General features: G+C 48.2%; 25 protein-coding genes. 11 read left to right on the top strand and 14 right to left on the bottom strand.

Annotated features, from left to right (window positions below):
* Window positions 1-3: 3 nt before the first annotated feature.
* On the bottom strand, window positions 4-1,323 hold the full coding sequence (locus A1sIIB60_RS04155; protein ID WP_095689242.1) for an HRDC domain-containing protein: 1,320 nt from the start codon (window positions 1,321-1,323) through the stop codon (window positions 4-6).
* A 9-nt stretch (window positions 1,324-1,332) separates the two neighbouring features.
* Window positions 1,333-1,914 carry a DUF3000 domain-containing protein gene (locus tag A1sIIB60_RS04150; protein WP_223298646.1) on the bottom strand — a complete coding sequence of 194 codons (582 nt, stop codon included), beginning with the start codon at window positions 1,912-1,914 and terminating at the stop codon, window positions 1,333-1,335.
* 81 nt (window positions 1,915-1,995) lie between these two features.
* On the opposite strand from A1sIIB60_RS04150, the gene A1sIIB60_RS04145 reads away from it, so the two are divergent.
* A complete protein-coding gene (locus A1sIIB60_RS04145; protein WP_095689241.1) occupies window positions 1,996-2,838 on the top strand; it encodes a DMT family transporter in 843 nt (280 codons plus the stop codon).
* On the opposite strand, the gene A1sIIB60_RS04140 is transcribed toward A1sIIB60_RS04145, so the two are convergent.
* On the bottom strand, window positions 2,835-3,335 hold the full coding sequence (locus A1sIIB60_RS04140; RefSeq protein WP_095689240.1) for a dihydrofolate reductase family protein: 501 nt from the start codon (window positions 3,333-3,335) through the stop codon (window positions 2,835-2,837). The genes A1sIIB60_RS04145 and A1sIIB60_RS04140 overlap by 4 nt on opposite strands.
* 59 nt (window positions 3,336-3,394) lie before the next feature.
* On the opposite strand from A1sIIB60_RS04140, the gene A1sIIB60_RS07240 reads away from it, so the two are divergent.
* From A1sIIB60_RS07240 to A1sIIB60_RS04130, 3 genes are all read left to right on the top strand, one after another.
* Window positions 3,395-3,595 carry a hypothetical protein gene (locus tag A1sIIB60_RS07240; RefSeq protein ID WP_125932397.1) on the top strand — a complete coding sequence of 67 codons (201 nt, stop codon included), beginning with the start codon at window positions 3,395-3,397 and terminating at the stop codon, window positions 3,593-3,595.
* A 76-nt stretch (window positions 3,596-3,671) separates the two neighbouring features.
* Window positions 3,672-4,691 carry a C40 family peptidase gene (locus tag A1sIIB60_RS04135; protein ID WP_095689239.1) on the top strand — a complete coding sequence of 340 codons (1,020 nt, stop codon included), beginning with the start codon at window positions 3,672-3,674 and terminating at the stop codon, window positions 4,689-4,691.
* Window positions 4,692-4,703: 12 nt separating this feature from the next.
* The gene (locus tag A1sIIB60_RS04130; RefSeq protein WP_095689238.1) at window positions 4,704-5,855 is read left to right on the top strand and encodes a glycosyltransferase family 4 protein; all 1,152 of its coding nucleotides are present in this window, start codon (window positions 4,704-4,706) and stop codon (window positions 5,853-5,855) included.
* Here the strand turns inward: A1sIIB60_RS04130 and A1sIIB60_RS04125 are convergent.
* The 3 genes from A1sIIB60_RS04125 to A1sIIB60_RS04115 are packed head-to-tail and all read right to left on the bottom strand — an operon-like array spanning window position 5,848 to window position 8,836.
* Window positions 5,848-6,474 (bottom strand): response regulator, encoded by a 627-nt coding sequence (locus A1sIIB60_RS04125; RefSeq protein ID WP_095689237.1) that lies wholly within the window; start codon window positions 6,472-6,474, stop codon window positions 5,848-5,850. The genes A1sIIB60_RS04130 and A1sIIB60_RS04125 overlap by 8 nt on opposite strands.
* Entirely contained in the window at window positions 6,471-7,049 is a 579-nt protein-coding gene (locus A1sIIB60_RS04120) for a sensor histidine kinase (protein ID WP_095689236.1), read from the bottom strand. Before A1sIIB60_RS04120 ends, A1sIIB60_RS04125 begins: the two co-directional genes overlap by 4 nt.
* Window positions 7,046-8,836, bottom strand: coding sequence for an AMP-dependent synthetase/ligase (locus A1sIIB60_RS04115; protein ID WP_095689235.1), 1,791 nt, complete (start codon window positions 8,834-8,836; stop codon window positions 7,046-7,048). The genes A1sIIB60_RS04120 and A1sIIB60_RS04115 overlap by 4 nt, the downstream gene beginning before the upstream one ends.
* Window positions 8,837-8,920: 84 nt before the next feature.
* Here A1sIIB60_RS04115 and A1sIIB60_RS04110 point away from each other — a divergent pair, with 84 nt between their 5' ends.
* Both A1sIIB60_RS04110 and A1sIIB60_RS04105 read left to right on the top strand, forming a co-directional pair.
* On the top strand, window positions 8,921-9,358 hold the full coding sequence (locus A1sIIB60_RS04110; protein ID WP_095689234.1) for an SRPBCC family protein: 438 nt from the start codon (window positions 8,921-8,923) through the stop codon (window positions 9,356-9,358).
* 36 nt (window positions 9,359-9,394) lie between these two features.
* Window positions 9,395-10,351, top strand: coding sequence for an ROK family glucokinase (locus A1sIIB60_RS04105; RefSeq protein WP_095689233.1), 957 nt, complete (start codon window positions 9,395-9,397; stop codon window positions 10,349-10,351).
* On the opposite strand, the gene A1sIIB60_RS04100 is transcribed toward A1sIIB60_RS04105, so the two are convergent.
* Window positions 10,348-10,647 (bottom strand): hypothetical protein, encoded by a 300-nt coding sequence (locus A1sIIB60_RS04100; RefSeq protein ID WP_150131912.1) that lies wholly within the window; start codon window positions 10,645-10,647, stop codon window positions 10,348-10,350. The genes A1sIIB60_RS04105 and A1sIIB60_RS04100 overlap by 4 nt on opposite strands.
* Window positions 10,648-10,696: 49 nt before the next feature.
* Here A1sIIB60_RS04100 and A1sIIB60_RS04095 point away from each other — a divergent pair, with 49 nt between their 5' ends.
* Window positions 10,697-11,383, top strand: a complete 687-nt coding sequence (locus A1sIIB60_RS04095) for a lysophospholipid acyltransferase family protein (RefSeq protein WP_223298645.1) — start codon at window positions 10,697-10,699, stop codon at window positions 11,381-11,383.
* Here the strand turns inward: A1sIIB60_RS04095 and A1sIIB60_RS04090 are convergent, their stop codons facing one another.
* From A1sIIB60_RS04090 to A1sIIB60_RS04070, 5 genes are all read right to left on the bottom strand, one after another.
* Complete coding sequence (locus A1sIIB60_RS04090) at window positions 11,384-12,088, bottom strand: PD-(D/E)XK nuclease family protein (RefSeq protein ID WP_095689231.1); 705 nt, start codon at window positions 12,086-12,088, stop codon at window positions 11,384-11,386.
* Entirely contained in the window at window positions 12,085-12,738 is a 654-nt protein-coding gene (locus tag A1sIIB60_RS04085; RefSeq protein ID WP_095689230.1) for a LysE family translocator, read from the bottom strand. Before A1sIIB60_RS04085 ends, A1sIIB60_RS04090 begins: the two co-directional genes overlap by 4 nt.
* Window positions 12,739-12,830: 92 nt before the next feature.
* Window positions 12,831-14,099: a uracil-xanthine permease family protein gene (locus A1sIIB60_RS04080; RefSeq protein WP_095689229.1), complete on the bottom strand. Its 1,269-nt coding sequence runs from the start codon at window positions 14,097-14,099 to the stop codon at window positions 12,831-12,833.
* Between the two features lie 229 nt (window positions 14,100-14,328).
* The gene (locus A1sIIB60_RS04075; protein ID WP_095689228.1) at window positions 14,329-14,910 is read right to left on the bottom strand and encodes a hypothetical protein; all 582 of its coding nucleotides are present in this window, start codon (window positions 14,908-14,910) and stop codon (window positions 14,329-14,331) included.
* 142 nt (window positions 14,911-15,052) lie between these two features.
* The gene (locus tag A1sIIB60_RS04070; protein WP_095689225.1) at window positions 15,053-15,373 is read right to left on the bottom strand and encodes a helix-turn-helix domain-containing protein; all 321 of its coding nucleotides are present in this window, start codon (window positions 15,371-15,373) and stop codon (window positions 15,053-15,055) included.
* A 66-nt stretch (window positions 15,374-15,439) separates the two neighbouring features.
* Here A1sIIB60_RS04070 and A1sIIB60_RS07375 point away from each other — a divergent pair, with 66 nt between their 5' ends.
* Entirely contained in the window at window positions 15,440-15,703 is a 264-nt protein-coding gene (locus tag A1sIIB60_RS07375) for an enoyl-CoA hydratase/isomerase family protein (RefSeq protein WP_095689227.1), read from the top strand.
* Here the strand turns inward: A1sIIB60_RS07375 and A1sIIB60_RS04060 are convergent.
* Together A1sIIB60_RS04060 and A1sIIB60_RS04055 are read right to left on the bottom strand one after the other, a co-directional pair.
* Window positions 15,610-15,996: a hypothetical protein gene (locus tag A1sIIB60_RS04060; RefSeq protein ID WP_095689226.1), complete on the bottom strand. Its 387-nt coding sequence runs from the start codon at window positions 15,994-15,996 to the stop codon at window positions 15,610-15,612. The genes A1sIIB60_RS07375 and A1sIIB60_RS04060 overlap by 94 nt on opposite strands.
* 142 nt (window positions 15,997-16,138) lie before the next feature.
* Entirely contained in the window at window positions 16,139-16,459 is a 321-nt protein-coding gene (locus A1sIIB60_RS04055) for a helix-turn-helix domain-containing protein (protein WP_095689225.1), read from the bottom strand.
* A 66-nt stretch (window positions 16,460-16,525) separates the two neighbouring features.
* On the opposite strand from A1sIIB60_RS04055, the gene A1sIIB60_RS04050 reads away from it, so the two are divergent.
* The 3 genes from A1sIIB60_RS04050 to A1sIIB60_RS04040 all read left to right on the top strand — a co-directional run bounded on the left by A1sIIB60_RS04050 (window position 16,526) and on the right by A1sIIB60_RS04040 (window position 18,793).
* Complete coding sequence (locus A1sIIB60_RS04050; RefSeq protein WP_095689224.1) at window positions 16,526-17,269, top strand: enoyl-CoA hydratase-related protein; 744 nt, start codon at window positions 16,526-16,528, stop codon at window positions 17,267-17,269.
* Window positions 17,269-18,111 carry an SDR family oxidoreductase gene (locus A1sIIB60_RS04045; RefSeq protein ID WP_095689223.1) on the top strand — a complete coding sequence of 281 codons (843 nt, stop codon included), beginning with the start codon at window positions 17,269-17,271 and terminating at the stop codon, window positions 18,109-18,111. Before A1sIIB60_RS04050 ends, A1sIIB60_RS04045 begins: the two co-directional genes overlap by 1 nt.
* 154 nt (window positions 18,112-18,265) lie before the next feature.
* The gene (locus A1sIIB60_RS04040; RefSeq protein WP_095689222.1) at window positions 18,266-18,793 is read left to right on the top strand and encodes a GNAT family N-acetyltransferase; all 528 of its coding nucleotides are present in this window, start codon (window positions 18,266-18,268) and stop codon (window positions 18,791-18,793) included.
* Window positions 18,794-18,815: the final 22 nt, after the last annotated feature.

Below are 18,815 nucleotides of genomic sequence, written 5' to 3'. Positions count from 1 at the left end.
TCATCACACCTGTTCTGGAGCCTGCGCCTCGGAATCAGGCTCACTCTCAGCGATAGCCAGGGGTTCGGTCTCTAAAAGGGCAGCTTCCAAGATCGGAGCAACTATCTCGATCTGCCACCCACGGGCTCCGAGATCGGCTAGGGCGGCTGCTACCCCTGATTTAGGGGAGTTCCAGCAGATCCGGCGGACATATTCAGGGGTAATCAAGTTCTCAAAGGGGATAACTAGCTCATTGGCCTTTAATTGAATATTGGCCTTGGCATGGGTGAGCGGGGCATATCTCTCAGGAAAGCGCTCGCGCCAGATCTTTATTGGAGGCAGTGAGTCGCTATCGGTGCGCACCGGTGGCCATTGGCTCTCGGGCAAGGCAAGGGCATCGGTGACGGCGTTAATCCAGGTGGCGGTATTTTCAAACCAACGCGCTCGCAGACCAATCGGGCGCAGAACCTTCTCTAAATCTTTCTTCGTCTTAATTGGTTTTTCAACAGCTTTCGTTGCAATCTCAACGATTGCGGCATCTGATAACAAACGCCCTTGTGCGATATCTACTTCTTGAGCGATTTCGGCACGGACTGTCCAGAGCGCTCGCACGATTGCAAGTTGATCGCGCTTTTTAATCTTATGCATCCCGGATGTGCGACGCCAAGGATCAACGCGTGGTGGGGGAGCAGGTGCATCAATAATCGATTGGAATTCTTCTATCGCCCACTTGAGCTTCTTTGAACTCTCAAGAATTGCATACATCTGATTGCGAAGTTCAATCAAAAGTTCCACATCAAGGGCGGCGTAATTTAGCCAATCTTGGGGCAAGGGGCGCTGCGACCAATCAACTGCCGAATGCTCTTTGGCGAGCGAGACTTCCATAAGTGATTCAAGTAGTGGCCCGAGTCCTACTCGCGGCAGACCTGCGATACGCCCTCCAAGTTCGGTGTCAAAGAGTTGCTTTGGGTTTATTCCAAGTTCACGCAAACATGGAAGATCTTGAGTACTTGCGTGCAGAATTACTTCATCGCTCTGCAGAAGCGTGTTTAGCTCTTGAAAATACTTATGGTTTGGTCCAAATGGAATCGGATCGATCAAGTGAAGCCCGCCGCCTTCACGTTTAATCTGGATTAGATAAGCACGGGCGCTGTATTTATATCCGGAGGCTCGTTCGGCATCGACTGCAAAAGGGCCACGTCCTGAAGTTAGTTGAGCAAGAGCGGCTGCAAATTTCAGATCCGTATCAACTACCGGTGGGATGCCATTAGCGGGAGCTAAGAGCGGAACTACGGTTGGCGTTGCCGGGACTTCTTCTACGGTAGTTGATTTATCTTCACTCATAGATAATTTTTATACGCGACGTCGTGCTGCAGAAATTGGCGCTACGCCTTCGACGATGGGTGGAAGTCCGGCAACTTCGCCAAGGAGATTGCACCAGGCATCGATATGTTTAATCATCTCGGCGCTCTCTTTGATTATTGGACTCCATGATGCGCGGATTTCGATTTCAGATTGATCATTTCGAGGTGAAAGCTTTCCAAATGATGCGCTGGAAACTCGCGTGACAGTTCCGCTTGGGGCGTTGAATTCGCAACCTACTGCTGAGAGAGAATCTAGGAGCCAAGACCAGCCAACTTCAGGCAGAAGCGGATCATCTTGCATCGCCTCATCTACATCTGCACTTAAAAATGTAACGCAGCGAAATTCACCTTCCCAGGTCTCTTGCCCACCGGGTTCGTGCAGCAAAACAAAGCGACCAGATGCAACTTCATCTTCATCATCACCGAGCAAACCATTTGATACATCTGCGGTAAATGCAAAAGAGTAAGTAGCTAATTTTTGAGGTGCTGGGACTTCTTCCAAGATGATCTCAGCGCGCGGTGTAGCGGTGCGCAGATGCTCGATCATGCGATTAAATTGGTTTAAATCCACTGGTTAATTCTAAAGATAGGACCTGCTTTTAAGTGGGAGGCAGGGCGCTTACTCTCTTTTTGCGTGTGTACCCTTAGGCCCATGGCAACTTTTTTAGCCCTTCTCTCAAGCGCTCTTTGGGGAACTGCGGATTATCACGGTGGCAAGTTAAGTAAGAGCCATCCAGCGATCGCAGTGCTCGGAGTAACCCAAGCAATCGGTTTAATTTTTGGAATTGGTTTGGTAATTGTTACTGGAGATTATTCTGCAGATGCATTTGGCCCTGATGGTTATTTCTTTCCCGGAGCACTTGCCGGAGTTCTTGGATATCTAGGGTTAATTTGTTTATATGCGGGACTTTCTACTGGTCGCATGGGAGTCGTATCTCCAATCAGCGGTTTAAGCGCCTTGATTCCTGTCGGCTATGCCTTCTTTGTAAAAGGAGATCGCCTTTCTTTAATTCTAAGTATTGGCGCTGCACTTGCAATCGTCGGCGCTTTCTTAGCGAGTGGACCAGAAATTTCTCAAGGACTTCCGCTGAAGCCGCTATTTCTAGCCCTTGGCGCAGCAGGTGGTTTCGGTACTGCACTTACTTTTATGGCGATTGGTTCGCAAGGCAGCGCTCTTATGACGATGGTGATGATGCGTTTAACAACGTTATTCGTTTCATTAGGAATCTTTGCAAGATATAAAACTTTAGGCGGCTTGAACTTTAAACAGAGCCCGATTTTGATCTTTATCGGTGTTGCAGATTTCTTAGCAAATTTACTTTTGGGGGTTGCAACGACAAAGGGCAATTTAACTCTGGCAATGGTTCTTGGCGCGCTCTATCCGATCTTTACCGCGTTACTTGCATACCAGTTCTTACATGAACGACTTCATAAAGTTCAGTACATCGGAATTGCAGCTGCGGTTGCAGGCGTTGCCATAATTTCAGCCTTCTAGGCCATTAAGTCCCGCGCCTCAAAAAATTGCGTTCCATCAACTTCGCGACTGGTGACTTCTGAGAACTTGGCAAGGAGTTCTTGATAATCAATTTTGGCTTCGCCGCCACTCTCTGGCGTAACGCTGAGATAAATTCCATCTAATGCGCGATTGCTAATTAGTTCGAAGATGAAGGTGGCGCCGCCTTCCACCAAAACATTGCTGCCAAACTTCTTTATGCCGCGATCTAGCGCCGCACTTGGTGAGCAATTCCACCAATGCGCATCCCGGTTATCGGCAAGGGCGTTGACCATGGAACGAGAAGCAATAACAACCGGGACGGGGGTGCGGTGATACGGCTCGCTTCGAGCCGTTTTGCCTCCGATTAAGATGAAATCTGCGGTGCGCCGGCGAGTCAGAAATTCAGTGCGATCTGCCCCGCTGGTGATCGCGCGCGATGAGCCACCTTTTGTCGTTGAGCCATCGCTTCCGGTAACCAGAGTTGCGAAGACGGCCATGGTCGAAAGGCTATCTGGCGGCAAAGTAGATGTCAGTGCGAAGACGTAACGTTTCCTTCATGATAATTACCTGTGACTCATGTGCAGTTCGCGATATCGGTTGCAACGATTGCGTACTGACTTTTCTCCTCTCAACTCCCAAGAAAGATCAACGCAGCGAAATCTGCGAAATTCCTGATACAACGGCTGAGGCGATTGATCTGCTCTCATCCCGTGGAATAGTCCGCCCACTACGCTTTAACTCCGCTGGGCGAGCGTAGATAAGAATAAATTCACAGGCAGCCACGCTTATTTCGGTTTGAGTTGCTTCATAAGGCACCGTTAGCCTTTAACCCTATGTTTACTTCAAAGCGCTCTTTGGCGGCTCTAATCAGCGCGATTATCTCGCTGGTTGCCCCGTTGCTTACCGCGCCTAGCGCTGGCGCTGCCCAAACTTTGGCGCAGGTTCAGGCGCGCGTTCGCCAACTTGAAGAAGAAGCCACAACTGCTGCAGAAGGCGCTCAGGAAGCAAAAGTTAAATTAGCCTCGCTAAATGGACAGCTTCAAGGCATCCAGGCGAAGGCTGCGGTGCAAAGTCAGAGCGTTGCTGCTCTCTCTAAATCTCTTAACGCGATCGCTGTTGAGCAGTTTAAAACCGGTGGGTTAAGTCAGAGCCTAGAACTTCTCTTCTCATCAGATCCAGCGCTCTACCTTTCGGCAGCAGGATCGCTAGAAGCAATTACCCGTAAGAAATCGGTAGAGCTTCGAAAGTTTCAAGCAGCCAAACAACGCCTTACCGCAACTTCGCTAACAGTCAGCGACAAACTCGCGCTAGTTAAAGCAACCCAGAAAAAATTGGCTGCGCAAAGCGCGCGCGCAATTGCGAAGTTGGCAGAGGCCGAATCGCTCTTATCAAAGTTAAAGAAGGAAGATCGCGAACGTTTAGCCAGGCTTGCGCAAGAAGAGGAAGATGCTGACCAAGCATCGTCACTTGCCGCCGCAAAGACAGCCGGAGCAGTTTCAGGACGAGCTGGAAAGGCGCTGCAATTTGCCTTGAAGCAGATCGGTGACAAATATGTTTTCGGCGCCGATGGCATGACCTATTGGGATTGCTCAGGGCTGACCATGCGTGCATTCCAGACCGCAGGCGTTTCTCTGCCGCACTCATCGCGCGCTCAATTTAACTATGGAAAATCGGTTAAGCGTTCAAATCTTGCTCCAGGCGATCTCATATTCTTTGGTCGACCAATCTCGCACGTTGGAATCTATTTGGGTGGCGGAAAGATGGTGCATGCACCTCGATCTGGTTCGCGTGTGAAAGTCGCAAGCGCATCTAACTTGGGAAGAAAACCATTCGTCGGCGCACGCAGACTCTAACTACCAAAGTAAATGTCTGAACTTACTTTAGGGAAAATTCTCTGCATCACAAATGACTTTGGTCCCCGCGCCGGCGGCATCGAAACCTTTGTTATGGGTCTGATTGAACGCGCGCCCAAAGGATCAATAATTGTCTATACCTCCGCGCAGGGTGACACAACTTCTTATGATCAAGGATGGATGCGAGATTTTGGCGTTGAGGTAATTCGCGATCGTTCCAAGATTTTGCTTCCGACTCCACGAGTAATCCGAAACGTGAAGAAAGTTATCGCGCGTGATTCGATCAAACAGGTATTTTTCGGAGCGGCGGCTCCTCTTGGAGTCATGGCTCGAAGTCTGCGCAAAAAAGGCGTTGTAAATATCGTCGCGCTAACCCATGGACATGAAGTCTGGTGGGCAAAGTTGTGGCCATTCTCGTCAGCGATATCTTTTATTGGCAATAACGTTGATCATCTGACCTATCTTGGCGATTTTACAAAGGGTGAAATTGCTAAAGCGCTTTCGCCAAAAGCCAAGTTAAGGCTTACCAAGATTGCACCGGGTATCGATACTGATCACTTTGCTCCAGATTCAACATCTGAGCAATTACGGAAAGATTTGGGTCTAGCCGATAAGAAGGTAATTGTTAGCGTAGGTCGACTTGTGCACCGTAAAGGCCAAGATATTTTGATTCAATCACTGCCCGCTATCTTAGAAAAACATCCGACGGCGCATATTTTGATGGTTGGAGAAGGACCTTACCGAAAAGACCTTACAAAGATGGTTCTGAAACTAAAATTATCGGATGCAGTGACATTTATTGGACGTATCAAATATAAAGATTTACCCCGTTACATATGTGCTGGCGATATCTTTGCAATGCCTTCGAGATCACGGTTAGCCGGCCTTGAAGTAGAGGGCCTCGGAATTGTTTATTTAGAGGCAAGTTCCTGCGCCTTGCCAGTGATCGCAGGACGTTCTGGGGGAGCACCTGATGCCGTTGATGAAGGTGTTACTGGATTTAGCGTTGATGGAACCTCACCAACAGAAGTCTCTAAGGCGCTAATCAAATTGTTTGATGATCCAATAAGTGCGAAGGCGATGGGAGCGGCCGGTCGCAGTTGGATCATAGAAAAATGGCGCTGGGAGATTTGGGCAAAGGAATTTAACTCGTTGTTTAAATAATTCCTGATTCAATTCCAACTCTTATTGCAGCAAGTCTATTTGTGACCTCAAGTTTTCGATAAATTGAAGTTAAATGCGTCTTAAACGTTGATTCAGATATATACAGCCGCTGTGCGAGTTCACGGATATCTCCAACGCCTGCAATTGCTCGCAGAACTTCAACTTCTCGTTGGGTTAACAACTTCGCAGCCGATACTGTCTTAAGCGCAGAGACTATGTTGGATGCGGTAAATGAGTTTGGTGCAAGTAGCGCTCTCTTTAGGACGGAGATCAACTCTGAAAGCGGGGCGCTTTTCTTAACATATCCGCTGGCGCCAGCGGTCATTGCGGCAATTAGATCGCTTTCGTTATCGCTCATAGTGAGCATTACAATTGCAATCTCCTTTGAATTCTTTCGAGCCCAACGAATCAGATCCAAACCGCTGCCATCGGGTAGGTTCAAATCGACAACCATCGCATCCGGATCGGTATGCGCTAGCTGCGCCATCGCTTCAGATTTACTTGCTGCCGTAGCACAACAGACCATCTGCGCTTCTTCAATGGCGCGGGCCAGGCCGGCACGAACAGCTGAATGATCATCAACTACCAATATTCGTGGTGGTGCTACTGCATCACTCACAGAACTACTTTTATGCGGGTTCCGTTCTCAGTAGAGATAATCTTTAACTGTCCGTGAAGTTGTTCAACGCGCTCTTTAACGCCCATTAAACCTAAACGTCCTAAACCTGAGGTATTCACCTGCGCACCTCCAACTCCATTATCGCTAACCTCTAAGTAGGTGCGATTTTCAACTCCTTTTAAAAGGACTTCAATATGGCTAGCCCTAGAGTGAGCCTTTACGTTGCGAAGCAACTCTGTCGCGATCGCTTTTAATTCAGGCTGGTAGGAATTGGGAATAGAGAAATGGCTGATGGTCTGCGTAACTTGTAGATCACCACAAATTTCGTTAATCAACTGGCTGAGCGCATCCTGGAAAGTGGTTACTTGAGGATCGCGCAGTGCATACATCTCGCGCCTAACTTTCGAGATGAGATCATCGACCTTAAAGCGCAGTACGCGAATTTCACGACGTGATTCAACCGTTGATTCAGTTGTTCCCAAGAGCAGATCTAATTCGTACCCGAGAGCAACCAGATCTTGCGCTATGCCATCGTGAAGATCGCGCGCTAGTTCAAGTCGTGCTGGGTTACTCACTTAGCGAAGAGCTCAGAAATCTCCTTAGCAAACTCCTGTGCAACCACATGTCGCTTAATTGAAAGCTTTGCCGTCAATTGGCCGCCTGCGATTGTGAAATCTGTCGGAAGGATCGTGAATTTGCGAATTGATTCGGCTTTACTCACCGCTTTATTGGCTTCATCGACCGCTGTCTGAATCACTGAAATTAGATCAGGATCTTGGGTCAACGTTGCGACTGTTGCTCCATCTTTCTTATTGGCGGCAATCCAACCTTTAAGCGCTTCTTGATCGATGGTCACTAGCGCTGCGATAAATGGTTGGTTATCACCGACTACAACGCATTGACTTACGAGTGAATGGGCGCGCAGACGATCTTCCAGGACTGCTGGCGCTACGTTCTTTCCACCCGCAGTAACGATTAGCTCTTTCTTGCGTCCAACAATTGAAAGGAAGCCATCTTCATCGATCTTGCCGAGGTCACCTGATTTAAACCAGCGATCTTCGGTGAAAACTTCGGCATTTGCTTCATCGTTCTGCCAGTATCCGCGCATCACGATTGGTCCTCTGATTAGAACTTCACCATCATCGGCGATCTTGACGGAAGTTCCTGGAATAGGTTTTCCAACAGACCCAACTTTAATCGCACCAGTCATATTCAAAGTTGCGCCCGCAGTCGTCTCAGTTAATCCGTAACCTTCATAAATTGTTACACCAGCGCCACGATAAAAGTGCCCGAGACGACTTCCAAGTGGTGCACCTCCTGAAATCGCTGCTTCTACATTTCCACCAAGGGCGGCGCGAATCTTTGAAAATACCAACTTGTCGAAAAGTGCATGCTTGAGAGTGAGCAGCGGATTGAATCCACGCTTATCCATCGCTTCGCTATATGCAATTGCGACATCTGCTGCTTTACGGAAGATCTTTCCTTTACCAGCTGCATCAGCCTTTGCTTCTGCTCCGTTGTAAACCTTTTCGAAGATACGAGGCACAGCGAGAACGAAGGTTGGCTTAAATGATGCGAGATCTGGTTGCAATCTGCCAACTGGGTCGCTGCAATGCGCCAAGTGAAGCCCAGCACGAATCGCACCGATCTGAACCATGCGACCGAATACGTGGGCAACTGGCAAGAAGAGAAGGGTTGATCCACCTGGCTTTAAGAAGAGATTACTTGCGCCTTCAACAACATTTCCGCACTCAGATAAGAAGTTGCCGTGAGTTAGTTGAACGCCCTTTGGCTTACCAGTTGTTCCAGATGTGTAGATTAGAGTTGCGAGAGTATCTGGAAGCAAGGCGTTGCGGCGGCGATCGATCTCATCATCACCAATGTGAGCGCCAGCTGCGGCAAGAACCGATAGAACATCCTCGGTCATAGTCCAAATATGTTTGGTGTGAGAAGGAAGAACTGTGTTAACTAGCTCGCGGTGAGTTGGAGTTTCAACGATTAAACCAACAGCGCCAGAATCGGAAAGAATCCAATCTACTTGCTCGGCTGAAGATGTTTCATAGATAGGAACAACGCATCCACCTGCGAACCAAATTGCAAAATCAAGAATCGTCCATTCGTAACGTGTGCGCGCCATAATTGCGACGCGATCACCGATTTGAATTCCGGCGGCGATTAAACCCTTCGCAGTTGCGCGGACTTCTTCCTCTAACTCTTTTGCAGAAACCTTCTGCCATCCATCTCCTAGGGGACGTGAAAGCATTGTGCGGTTGGGTTCAAACCAAGCGCGTTCTGCAATTAAGTTAGTTAGGTTTCCGGTCGATGCCGCAGGGACAAGTGCTGGGATTGTGATCTCGTTCATGGCGCTAACGCTAGCGCCCACCTTGAAAAATGGGGAGAGGCTACGAAGTACTTTTTTAACAGCGTTCTCAGGTAACCTACAGCCATGAGCGATATGAGCAGTTCAACGATCTCCATCGATGCCCCACTTGATCAGGTAGCAGCCACCCTTTTTGCAATTGCGGATTACCCACAATGGTCAGGCGCCTTTAAGAAGGTAGATGTTCTGGAGAGCGATGGCCAAGGTCGGGCTACCAAGGCAACCCTGTCAGTTGATGCCGGCGCAGTAAAAGATGTCGTAACCCTCAACTTCGAATGGTCAGAAGCGCCAAGCAAGGTCACCTTCTCATTAGAAGATGCCAATATTTTAACGAAGATGGATGGCGCATATTTACTCAAGAGCCTCGACTCCGATACGACCTCTGTTACCTACGAGCTTTCGGTAGGTTTATCTATGCCGATTCCGGCAATGATGATTACAAAGCAAGAGAAGTCAACAATTGATTCTGCGCTTAAACAACTAAAAGAACATATAGAAGGCTGATTTCTTCACCGAGATCAAGGGCCCTTAAGAACCTTAATGAGTAAAGATAATTCAAATACCATCGGCATAGATGTCGGTGGTACAAAGGTCCTTGGTGGGGTTGTCTCTCAAACAGGCGAAATTCTGGCAACTGCGCGCCGTGATACTCCGCGCGAAGGCGGTAAGGCGTTAACCCAAACTATCGCCGATGTCGCAAACGAATTATCAAAGGAATATCCAGTCGAATCGATTGGTGTGTCAGCGGCCGGATTTATCTCATCAGATCGTCAAACGATCTTGGCAACTCCCAATATCGCTGGTTGGAACGGCGTAAATCTAGTTCAGGAACTAAAGCAGATTATTGGCAATCGAATTGTCTTAGAAAATGATGCAAACTCTGCCGCGTGGGGCGAATTTAAATTTGGAGCAGGACGCGGCCGTAAAGATTTAATGATGCTCACCTTAGGTACCGGAGTCGGTGGAGGCTTGATTCTTGATGGCTCTGTCTTTAGAGGAGCCTTCGGAATAGGCGCTGAATTAGGACACATTCGCGTTGTACCGGATGGACATCTCTGCGGATGCGGAATTCGTGGCTGCCTTGAACAATATGCATCAGGTTCGGCACTGATGCGACATGCACGAGAAGCGATCAACGCGAGCCCTGACCTTGCAAGAAATTTATTGGCTCGTGGTGATGGAACACTTGAAGGGCTTAAAGGCCATCAAATTACTGAAGCAGCGCGCGATGAAGATCCAGTTGCTCTGGCTGCATTTAATACGATGGCGAGTTACTTAGGAGCAGGTATTGCATCGCTTTGTGCGGTGATCGATCCATCTTGCATCGTTTTAGGTGGGGGAGTTATCGATGCCGGTGAGCTTTTCTTGTCACCAACGCGCAAAGCCGCACTTAGCCTAATTCCATTCTCCGGAAAGCATCCTTACCCCGAAATCGTTCCAGCAGAACTGGGTAATAACGCGGGATTAGTTGGCGTTGCTGATTTGTCTAGAATTTAAAGTGCGGCACCATCGTCGTCGCGAAAGGTTGGGCCGTTCTTCCAATTCTTAATTGAATTTATAGCGCGCTTAAAAGTTTCACCTAAACCAACTTTTGGTGGCGCTGGTGGTTGAAAACGATTCTGATCTTCAAATTTATCTAGTTCATCTAAATACGTTGTTGGAGAAGATTCATCAAGTGATAGACCTTCAACCATTGATTGAAATTCCAAATCGATCAACTCGCGTTCATGGGCGTCATCTGGCTCGCCATGTCCAGGATCTTTTCCGCTCATCTCTTGCGCTCCATGGTTCATATTCGCACATTAGGTTGGTTATGGGTTGGTTAAGCGGTAAATTAACGCCATGAACAACCTGCCTTACGGCATTCTGCGCGCATTCTTGACGCCATTTCTAATGGTGCTCTTTCGCCCGAAGGTAAAGGGGCTGCGCCACGTTCCAGGTTCTGGCCCGGTGATCATCGCTTCCAACCATCTATCTTTTAGTGACTCCATATTCATGCCGTTGGTTGTTCCGCGCAAGGTCACTTTTTTGGCAAAGAGTGAATACTTCACATCACCTGGCCCAAAGGGATTACTAAAGAAGTTAACTTTTATCGCCCTCGGTCAAGTTCCCGTTGATCGCTCTGGTGGTCGTCGCAGTGAAGCAGCGCTGATTACCGGTTTGAAAGTTTTAGCTGAAGGTAAGTGTCTGGGTATCTACCCTGAAGGTACGCGCTCACCAGATGGCAGGCTTTATAAAGGTCGCACAGGCATTGCGCGTCTGGCAATCGAATCAGGCGCTCCAATTATTCCGGTGGCGATGTTTAATACCGAAAAGATTCAGCCAACCGGAACTGTTGTTCCAAAGGTGATGCGAGTTGAGATGATCTTTGGTGAACCAATGTACTTTGAAGGTGACTCAACAGATCTGCAGCATCTACGCGATGTCACAGATCAAATCATGGAGACGATCCAAGCTTTATCTGGGCAAGAGTATGTTGATACTTATGCAACAAAGGCGAAGAAAAGTACCGAAGACGAAGAGGGTTAATTAACTTTCAAGCGATAAACGCTTGGTTAAGTAGTTACAGGTATCGCAATCAACCCCTGCATCGGGTAAGTCTCCCTCGATGACGTTAATCAAATCGGCGATCAGAGATTTGAATTGGGCTTGATCGCGCGTGACATGGAGATAGTGCTGGGTTACGCCAAAGCCATGTGCGCCATCTGCCGTGGGCGTTACGCCAGCTAACTTCCAGACCAGCAGACCCATTGATGAAACTGGGAAGGGCTTACCTTTTTCAGGATTTTCGAGCGCGTAGGCGTAAGCCTCGAGCTGCGGAGCGTAGAACTGCGCGTTGTCGCGATCTGAATCCGAGACCTTGCAATCGATAATTCCTACGCTGCCATCGTCATAGTGTGCGAGCAGGTCGTAAATTCCAAGGATCCGCCAACGGGTTGCCTCACCATTGATCTCAATAGGTGCGCTCTTAACCCATTGCCCCCATTGCTTAACAACGCCCGGCGCAAGTGATGGATCAAGATCAGGCATCGCTGCGCGGCGGAAATGTTCTTCTTGCGCAGATGAGAGAGGTTTAACTAAAGGAAATTGCCCGGGCATCATGACTTTAAACCAATACTTAATCCAAAGGCAACGCTTGCAAGTAGAAAGCCCAAAGGTTAGATCCGATGGGGCAATAGTGTCGCGCGCGGGTTTCTCAGGCTTAACAATCTTGGAATTAGTTGATGAACTCATGTATTGATTAAATCACGAAGGGCTGACGCGATGACCAATAGACCCAAGATAATCATCACACAACCACCAATAACTCTTAAAAGTTCTAACCGTTTCTCATCACTTGCCAGCCATGCTCGAGCTGTTCCCGCTAAGAGCCCCCATGTTCCATCTGAGATAAAAGCTAAAATCGAGAAGAGTGCTCCGAGAAAAAGTAATTGCCCGGTTACATTTCCGCGCTCGATATCTACAAATTGAGGCAGCACTGCGGCATAGAAAACTAAACCTTTAGGATTTAGCGCACCAACCCAGAAACCATCACGCACAGAACGCCAGAAGGTTGGAACGACGCTTCCTTGGCTCTTCATATCAGCGGCGGCGATCTTGCGCGCTTTAATTGAGTTGATTCCTAGGTAGACCAGATATCCACCGCCACCCCATTGCACTGCGGAGTAAGCGAGGTCGGACCTTGAAAGTATTGGCCCTAAACCGAAAGCAACAAGCGAAGATAGAAAGAATGCGCCGGTTACATTGCCGGCAACTGTAAAGACTGCGACTTTTCTTCCCCAGGCAATGGCGCGGGCAATTACAAACAAGACGCTAGGACCGGGCGCCAGAATAATTATCATCGCGGCGATGATGTATTCAATCAAGCGCGATGGGATAACCATTTCGGAATTCTAACCAAATATTAATTGATGTGGGAAAGAAATAGGCGGACCAATTTCTTGGCCCGCCTATTTAGTACTTATTTGCTTAGTAGCTAATTGCCCCGGGCTTTCGAAATTGCATGGAGCACTCGATAACCGATTACTGCAACGAGCGTTCCGTTGACGATACCTGTGAAGGTGTAATCGCCTTGGGTCCATGAATAGTCAGCAATACCCATGATTAGAGCAGATGCTGCAATAAGTAGGTTGGTTGAGTCAGAGAAATCAACTTTGCTTTCAATCCAAATTCTCGCACCCAAGATGCCGATCATTCCGAAGAGGGCCGTTGATACGCCACCAAGGGCGCCAGCTGGAGTAGCGCTAAGCACTGCGCCAAATTTTGGTGATAGCGATAGCAAGATTGCTCCAACGCCAGCGATCCAATATGCAGCAGTTGAGTAAACGCGAGTGGCTGCCATTACTCCGATATTTTCTGCATAAGTAGTTGTTCCAGAGCCACCACCGAAACCGGCAACAGTTGTTGCAAGTCCATCTGCCATCAACGCATTGCCCATTTGATCATCTAGATCTTTACCGGTCATCGCAGCGACAGCCTTAACATGGCCGACGTTCTCTGCGATCAAAACAAGAACGACAGGTAAGAAGAGGATCATGATGTTGGTGCTAAATGTTGGTGTTGTAAATGTTGGGGTATCGAACCAAGCAGCTGCTGAGATTCCCTTTGTATCGACATCGCCCATGGCTAGCGCGACAACGTAACCAACAACAAGCCCCAAGAAGATACTGATGCGGCTCATAAAGCCTTTTGAGAATGCGCCGATTACACCGATGCTCGCAAGCGTAATGATCGCAATTAGTGGTTCCTTGGTGAAGTTACCCTTTGCAGCACCTGCCAAGTTGAAACCGATCAACATAACAATCGTTCCAGTTACAACTGGTGGAAGTAGCCAGTTAATCCAACCGATTCCTGCTGCGCGAACTGCCAGACCAACCAAGGCAAGAACTACGCCAGTAAAGACGATTCCACCAAGGGCTGCCGCCATTCCGCCGCCAGTTCCAGCAGCTGTCATTGCTGCAGCGATTGGCCCCAAGAATGCAAAGGAAGAGCCGAGATAACTTGGGACTCTATTTTTTGTAATAATTAAGAAGAGGATTGTGCCAATTCCAGAAAAGAAGAGAGTCGTAGTCGGCGAGAACCCGGTAATGATGGGTACAAGAAATGTTGCACCAAACATAGCCGCGATATGTTGTAGACCTACTCCAATTGTGCGAGGCCAAGTGAGTCTTTCATCTGTAGATACAACCTCACCGGCTGAAACGCTCTTTCCATTTCCGTGAAGTTTCCATGAGAGTAACGACATTGTCTTCCTTTCCGATTACCGCAGACGGTAATGGCGCTTAAGGAAGGTCCACCGAGCGTGGGCCCTCTTTGCTGGGGAAGTGTTTACTGAGAACTACCAGGGAATGGTTTAAGGGTACGACTTCGTCCACCGCTACTAGCGTGCAAAGCCTTGGCGAGTCGTAAAAAACCCCTCGCTAGCGCTGCCTTACGGCGAACTAACGAGGGGCACCCTCACGGAGAGTTGAGGGCTAAATCGTCGCATCCTCAGGAGTGCGACGAATATGAAGCAGTCCCAGAACTGAAAGGAAGAACATAACTGCCGCTCCGGCAAGTGAGACAAGCGCTGAAATACCTGCGATGTATCCGAGAGTTCCAAATGCATAAGCAGTTAACAAAGTTCCGCGGAGAACGGTTCCCTTAAATACGGTATCTAGGGTTGAAATCTTCGCAGCGTATTCCGCTTTCAAATCTGGATCTGTTGGGTTACCCGCCAACGCTGCGTTTGCTGCGCGACTTGCATTAGATGCTGCAGCATAGGTTGGCATTTTTGATAAATGGAAGCCAAGATAATTATCGGCATACATTTGCGCTTGCTTGGAATCAGATAAAACTTTGTCGCCGTTATCCTTAAAGAACGCGGTCACATCTGCTGCTTCATCTGGATTACCAGTTACAGCAGGAATTGTTATCTCTTGCGCCTTTAACTGTGAACTAACTGCATCTGAGGCAAAACCTGCGCCCCAGTTAAGTAGGCCTGCAGCTATCAGTAGGAAAACTGCCAAACCAAAACCAACTGCCGTAACAATTCTGTCAAAACTCTTTCTCTTCATCTTAATCTCTCCCTTTTAGACACTCACGAGTTGAGTGCAAGACAATTAATACTCTTATCTTGATATCAAGATGAATGAAATACGAAGGGCTAGCCCTTCACCAATTGCGGTGAGTGCTAGCCCCAGTAGATGAGTGATCTAGTTAATGAACAATCTTGTTGCAAAGCATCTGTCCATCGGCTCCAACTTCTAAGTGAGAGCAGGGAATCCCCAGGCGGTCTAATGCTGCATCACCAAAATGTGTGCGATAGGCAAGTGCTAGAAGTACTCGAATATTTGTATCAGCATCGGACTTTATGTTGAACGCTTTAGCGGCGCGACTGATTGTATTTTCTACAACCTTTTCGGTATGTGAAGTCTCGCGAGCGATAGCGGCATTGGTTTTACCTTCGCAGAGCAACCCAAGTACCAGTTGCTCAAAAGGATTGAGTTCACGTGCGGTGATCGTTATATCTGCAGCCATTTTGACCTCTCCGTCTTCTTCAGTGTCCTCCTTTCCTCGAAGGTTACCAACCAGTAGTATGCGCAGATGTCGCAGATCACCAGCCGCCGTGAGGGCGCGATCCAGATTCTCTCCTTCAATCGCGCCGAAAAAATGAATGCGCTCACTCGGGAGATGTATGCGGGGCTTGCAAATGGGTTGAATGAGGCGGCCGGCGACTTTGCAGTTCGCGCAGTAATCCTTACCTCTGAGGGCGATCATTTCACTGCAGCCGCTTTCAAATCTGGATCTGTTGGGTTACCCGCCAACGCTGCGTTTGCTGCGCGACTTGCATTAGATGCTGCAGCATAGGTTGGCATTTTTGATAAATGGAAGCCAAGATAATTATCGGCATACATTTGCGCTTGCTTGGAATCAGATAAAACTTTGTCGCCGTTATCCTTAAAGAACGCGGTCACATCTGCTGCTTCATCTGGATTACCAGTTACAGCAGGAATTGTTATCTCTTGCGCCTTTAACTGTGAACTAACTGCATCTGAGGCAAAACCTGCGCCCCAGTTAAGTAGGCCTGCAGCTATCAGTAGGAAAACTGCCAAACCAAAACCAACTGCCGTAACAATTCTGTCAAAACTCTTTCTCTTCATCTTAATCTCTCCCTTTTAGACACTCACGAGTTGAGTGCAAGACAATTAATACTCTTATCTTGATATCAAGATGAATGAAATACGAAGGGCTAGCCCTTCACCAATTGCGGTGAGTGCTAGCCCCAGTAGATGAGTGATCTAGTTAATGAACAATCTTGTTGCAAAGCATCTGTCCATCGGCTCCAACTTCTAAGTGAGAGCAGGGAATCCCCAGGCGGTCTAATGCTGCATCACCAAAATGTGTGCGATAGGCAAGTGCTAGAAGTACTCGAATATTTGTATCAGCATCGGACTTTATGTTGAACGCTTTAGCGGCGCGACTGATTGTATTTTCTACAACCTTTTCGGTATGTGAAGTCTCGCGAGCGATAGCGGCATTGGTTTTACCTTCGCAGAGCAACCCAAGTACCAGTTGCTCAAAAGGATTGAGTTCACGTGCGGTGATCGTTATATCTGCAGCCATTTTGACCTCTCCGTCTTCTTCAGTGTCCTCCTTTCCTCGAAGGTTACCAACCAGTAGTATGCGCAGATGTCGCAGATCACCAGCCGCCGTGAGGGCGCGATCCAGATTCTCTCCTTCAATCGCGCCGAAAAAATGAATGCGCTCACTCGGGAGATGTATGCGGGGCTTGCAAATGGGTTGAATGAGGCGGCCGGCGACTTTGCAGTTCGCGCAGTAATCCTTACCTCTGAGGGCGATCATTTCACTGCAGGTAATGACATCGCAGATTTTTTAGCAAATCCACCAACTAATGAAGATAGTGACGTTGCCCGTTTTCTTGGTTCACTTTTGGAGTTTCCAAAACCCTTAATTGCCGCTGTTAAAGGAAATGCAGTTGGAGTTGGAACGACGATGTTGCTGCATTGCGATGTTGTAGTCGCGGGACCGAGCGCGAAGTTTTCGATGCCTTTTGCATCCCTTGGATTGGTTCCAGAAGCGGGCTCAAGTTATCTCTTTCCACTTTTGGTTGGATATCAAAGAGCTGCGAAGATATTTATGACCGGAGAAAGTTTTGACGCCGATAGCGCGAAAGAGATGGGGCTAGTTGCATCGATTGCATCTGATCCTTTACGTGAGGCTCTGGAAATCGCAACTCATATTTCGGAGCAACCACCACAAGCGATGATCAACACCAAGGCGCTTTTGAAGGCGAGCAAGCACGATGCCGTTGCCGCAGTTATGAAAGCAGAATTTGAGCTCTTCTCACTCGCCCTTCAATCCGAAGAAGCGATGGAAGCGTTTATGAACTTTATGGCTAAGAAGGGTAAGTAATGACAATCTCTGGAGATCTTTCAGGAAAGCGAATCTTTGTTACTGGAGGTTCGAGAGGCATCGGTCTAGCGATAGCCCTACGTGCAGCGCGCGATGGCGCATCTGTTGCAATCGCAGCCAAGACATCTGAACCTAATCCGAAACTGCCTGGCACGATTCACTCTGCTGCCCAAGAAATTCGTGATGCTGGTGGAGTGGCGCTACCGATCCAATGCGATTTAAGAGATGAAGAGCAAATTGCAGCTGCTGTAAATCAGGCAGCGCAAGAGTTCGGTGGCATAGATATTTTGATCAATAACGCAAGCGCCATCAATTTAACGCCAACAGAGGCAACACCAGCCAAGCGTTTTGATTTGATGTTTGACGTAAATGTGCGAGGTACATTCTTGACTTCTCAGGCTGCAATTCCGCATCTTCGTGAATCCGCAAAGGCCGGACGCAATCCTCACATTCTCACGCTCTCTCCGCCGCTTTCTATGAAGGCGAAGTGGTTTCAGCACCACGTGGCATACACAATGGCGAAGTACGGCATGTCGATGTGCGTGCTTGGAATGTCTGAAGAGTTTCGCAAAACAGGAATTGCCGTAAATGCCTTATGGCCACGCACAGCGATTGATACCGCGGCTTTGCAGATGATTCCTGGAATTGATACCGCCGCTTGCAGAACGCCAGAGATTTTGGCTGATGCGGCCTATGCAATTCTCAATCGCGAATCGAAAGATTGCACCGGAAACTTCTTCGTAGATGACGAAGTTCTAGCATCTGTCGGAGTAACAGATCTTGAAAAGTACTCGGTCGTTCCTGGAACAACGGATTTTCTTCTTGACTTCTTCCTCGATTAAAGACCATCGTCAAGTACTTGAACTTCTGGAAGGTAGGCCTAAATTCTTAGAGACCTTTACCACGTATTCACCAGAGCACAAATTTATTGAGGCAATTGTAGATCCTGAAAATCTAAGTTTTTCCGTAAGGGATGAAGATGGATCTATCTTCGCGATGGCGCTTGGCAGAAATCCAAAAATTCTGGAATGCGACCGCGTAGCGACATCACGCGGAATTGAAGTCAATTTAGATAGCTTTACCCATCGCGCAGATTGGGATTTCTACTCAATAGATACTTATACATTCGCGATTTTTGAAGGTGCCGACGAAGCGACGAACAATGAAGAGGTAAAGGCGCTACTTGAAGCGCATGCCCCAAACTCTTCGGTTTGGCCAGGAAATGAAGAAGTTCTCTTTTGGGGAGCGATTCGCAAAGATGATCAACTGGTAGCAACTGGCGCTCTGGTGAAATGGCGAACCGGTGAAGTGATGTTTGCATCTATTGCAACACATTCGGATTATCGTTCCAAAGGTTTGGCCCAGACACTTGTCTCGCGAATGCTCTCAACTGCAAATAGCAGAGGTATTGCACATGTTGGCTTAGGAGTCTTCGCTGGAAACGTTAGCGCCAAGCGCGCATACGAAAAGGTTGGATTTTCGCTAATTGGCGAATTCTCTTCTTACCAACGTAAAGAGAAGTAAGCCCTAGACTTGCACCAAAAAA

It is taken from the genome of Candidatus Planktophila lacus, from assembly GCF_002288385.1.
GTDB lineage: Bacteria > Actinomycetota > Actinomycetes > Nanopelagicales > Nanopelagicaceae > Planktophila > Planktophila lacus_D.
This window is presented reverse-complemented; position numbering and strand designations above follow the sequence as displayed.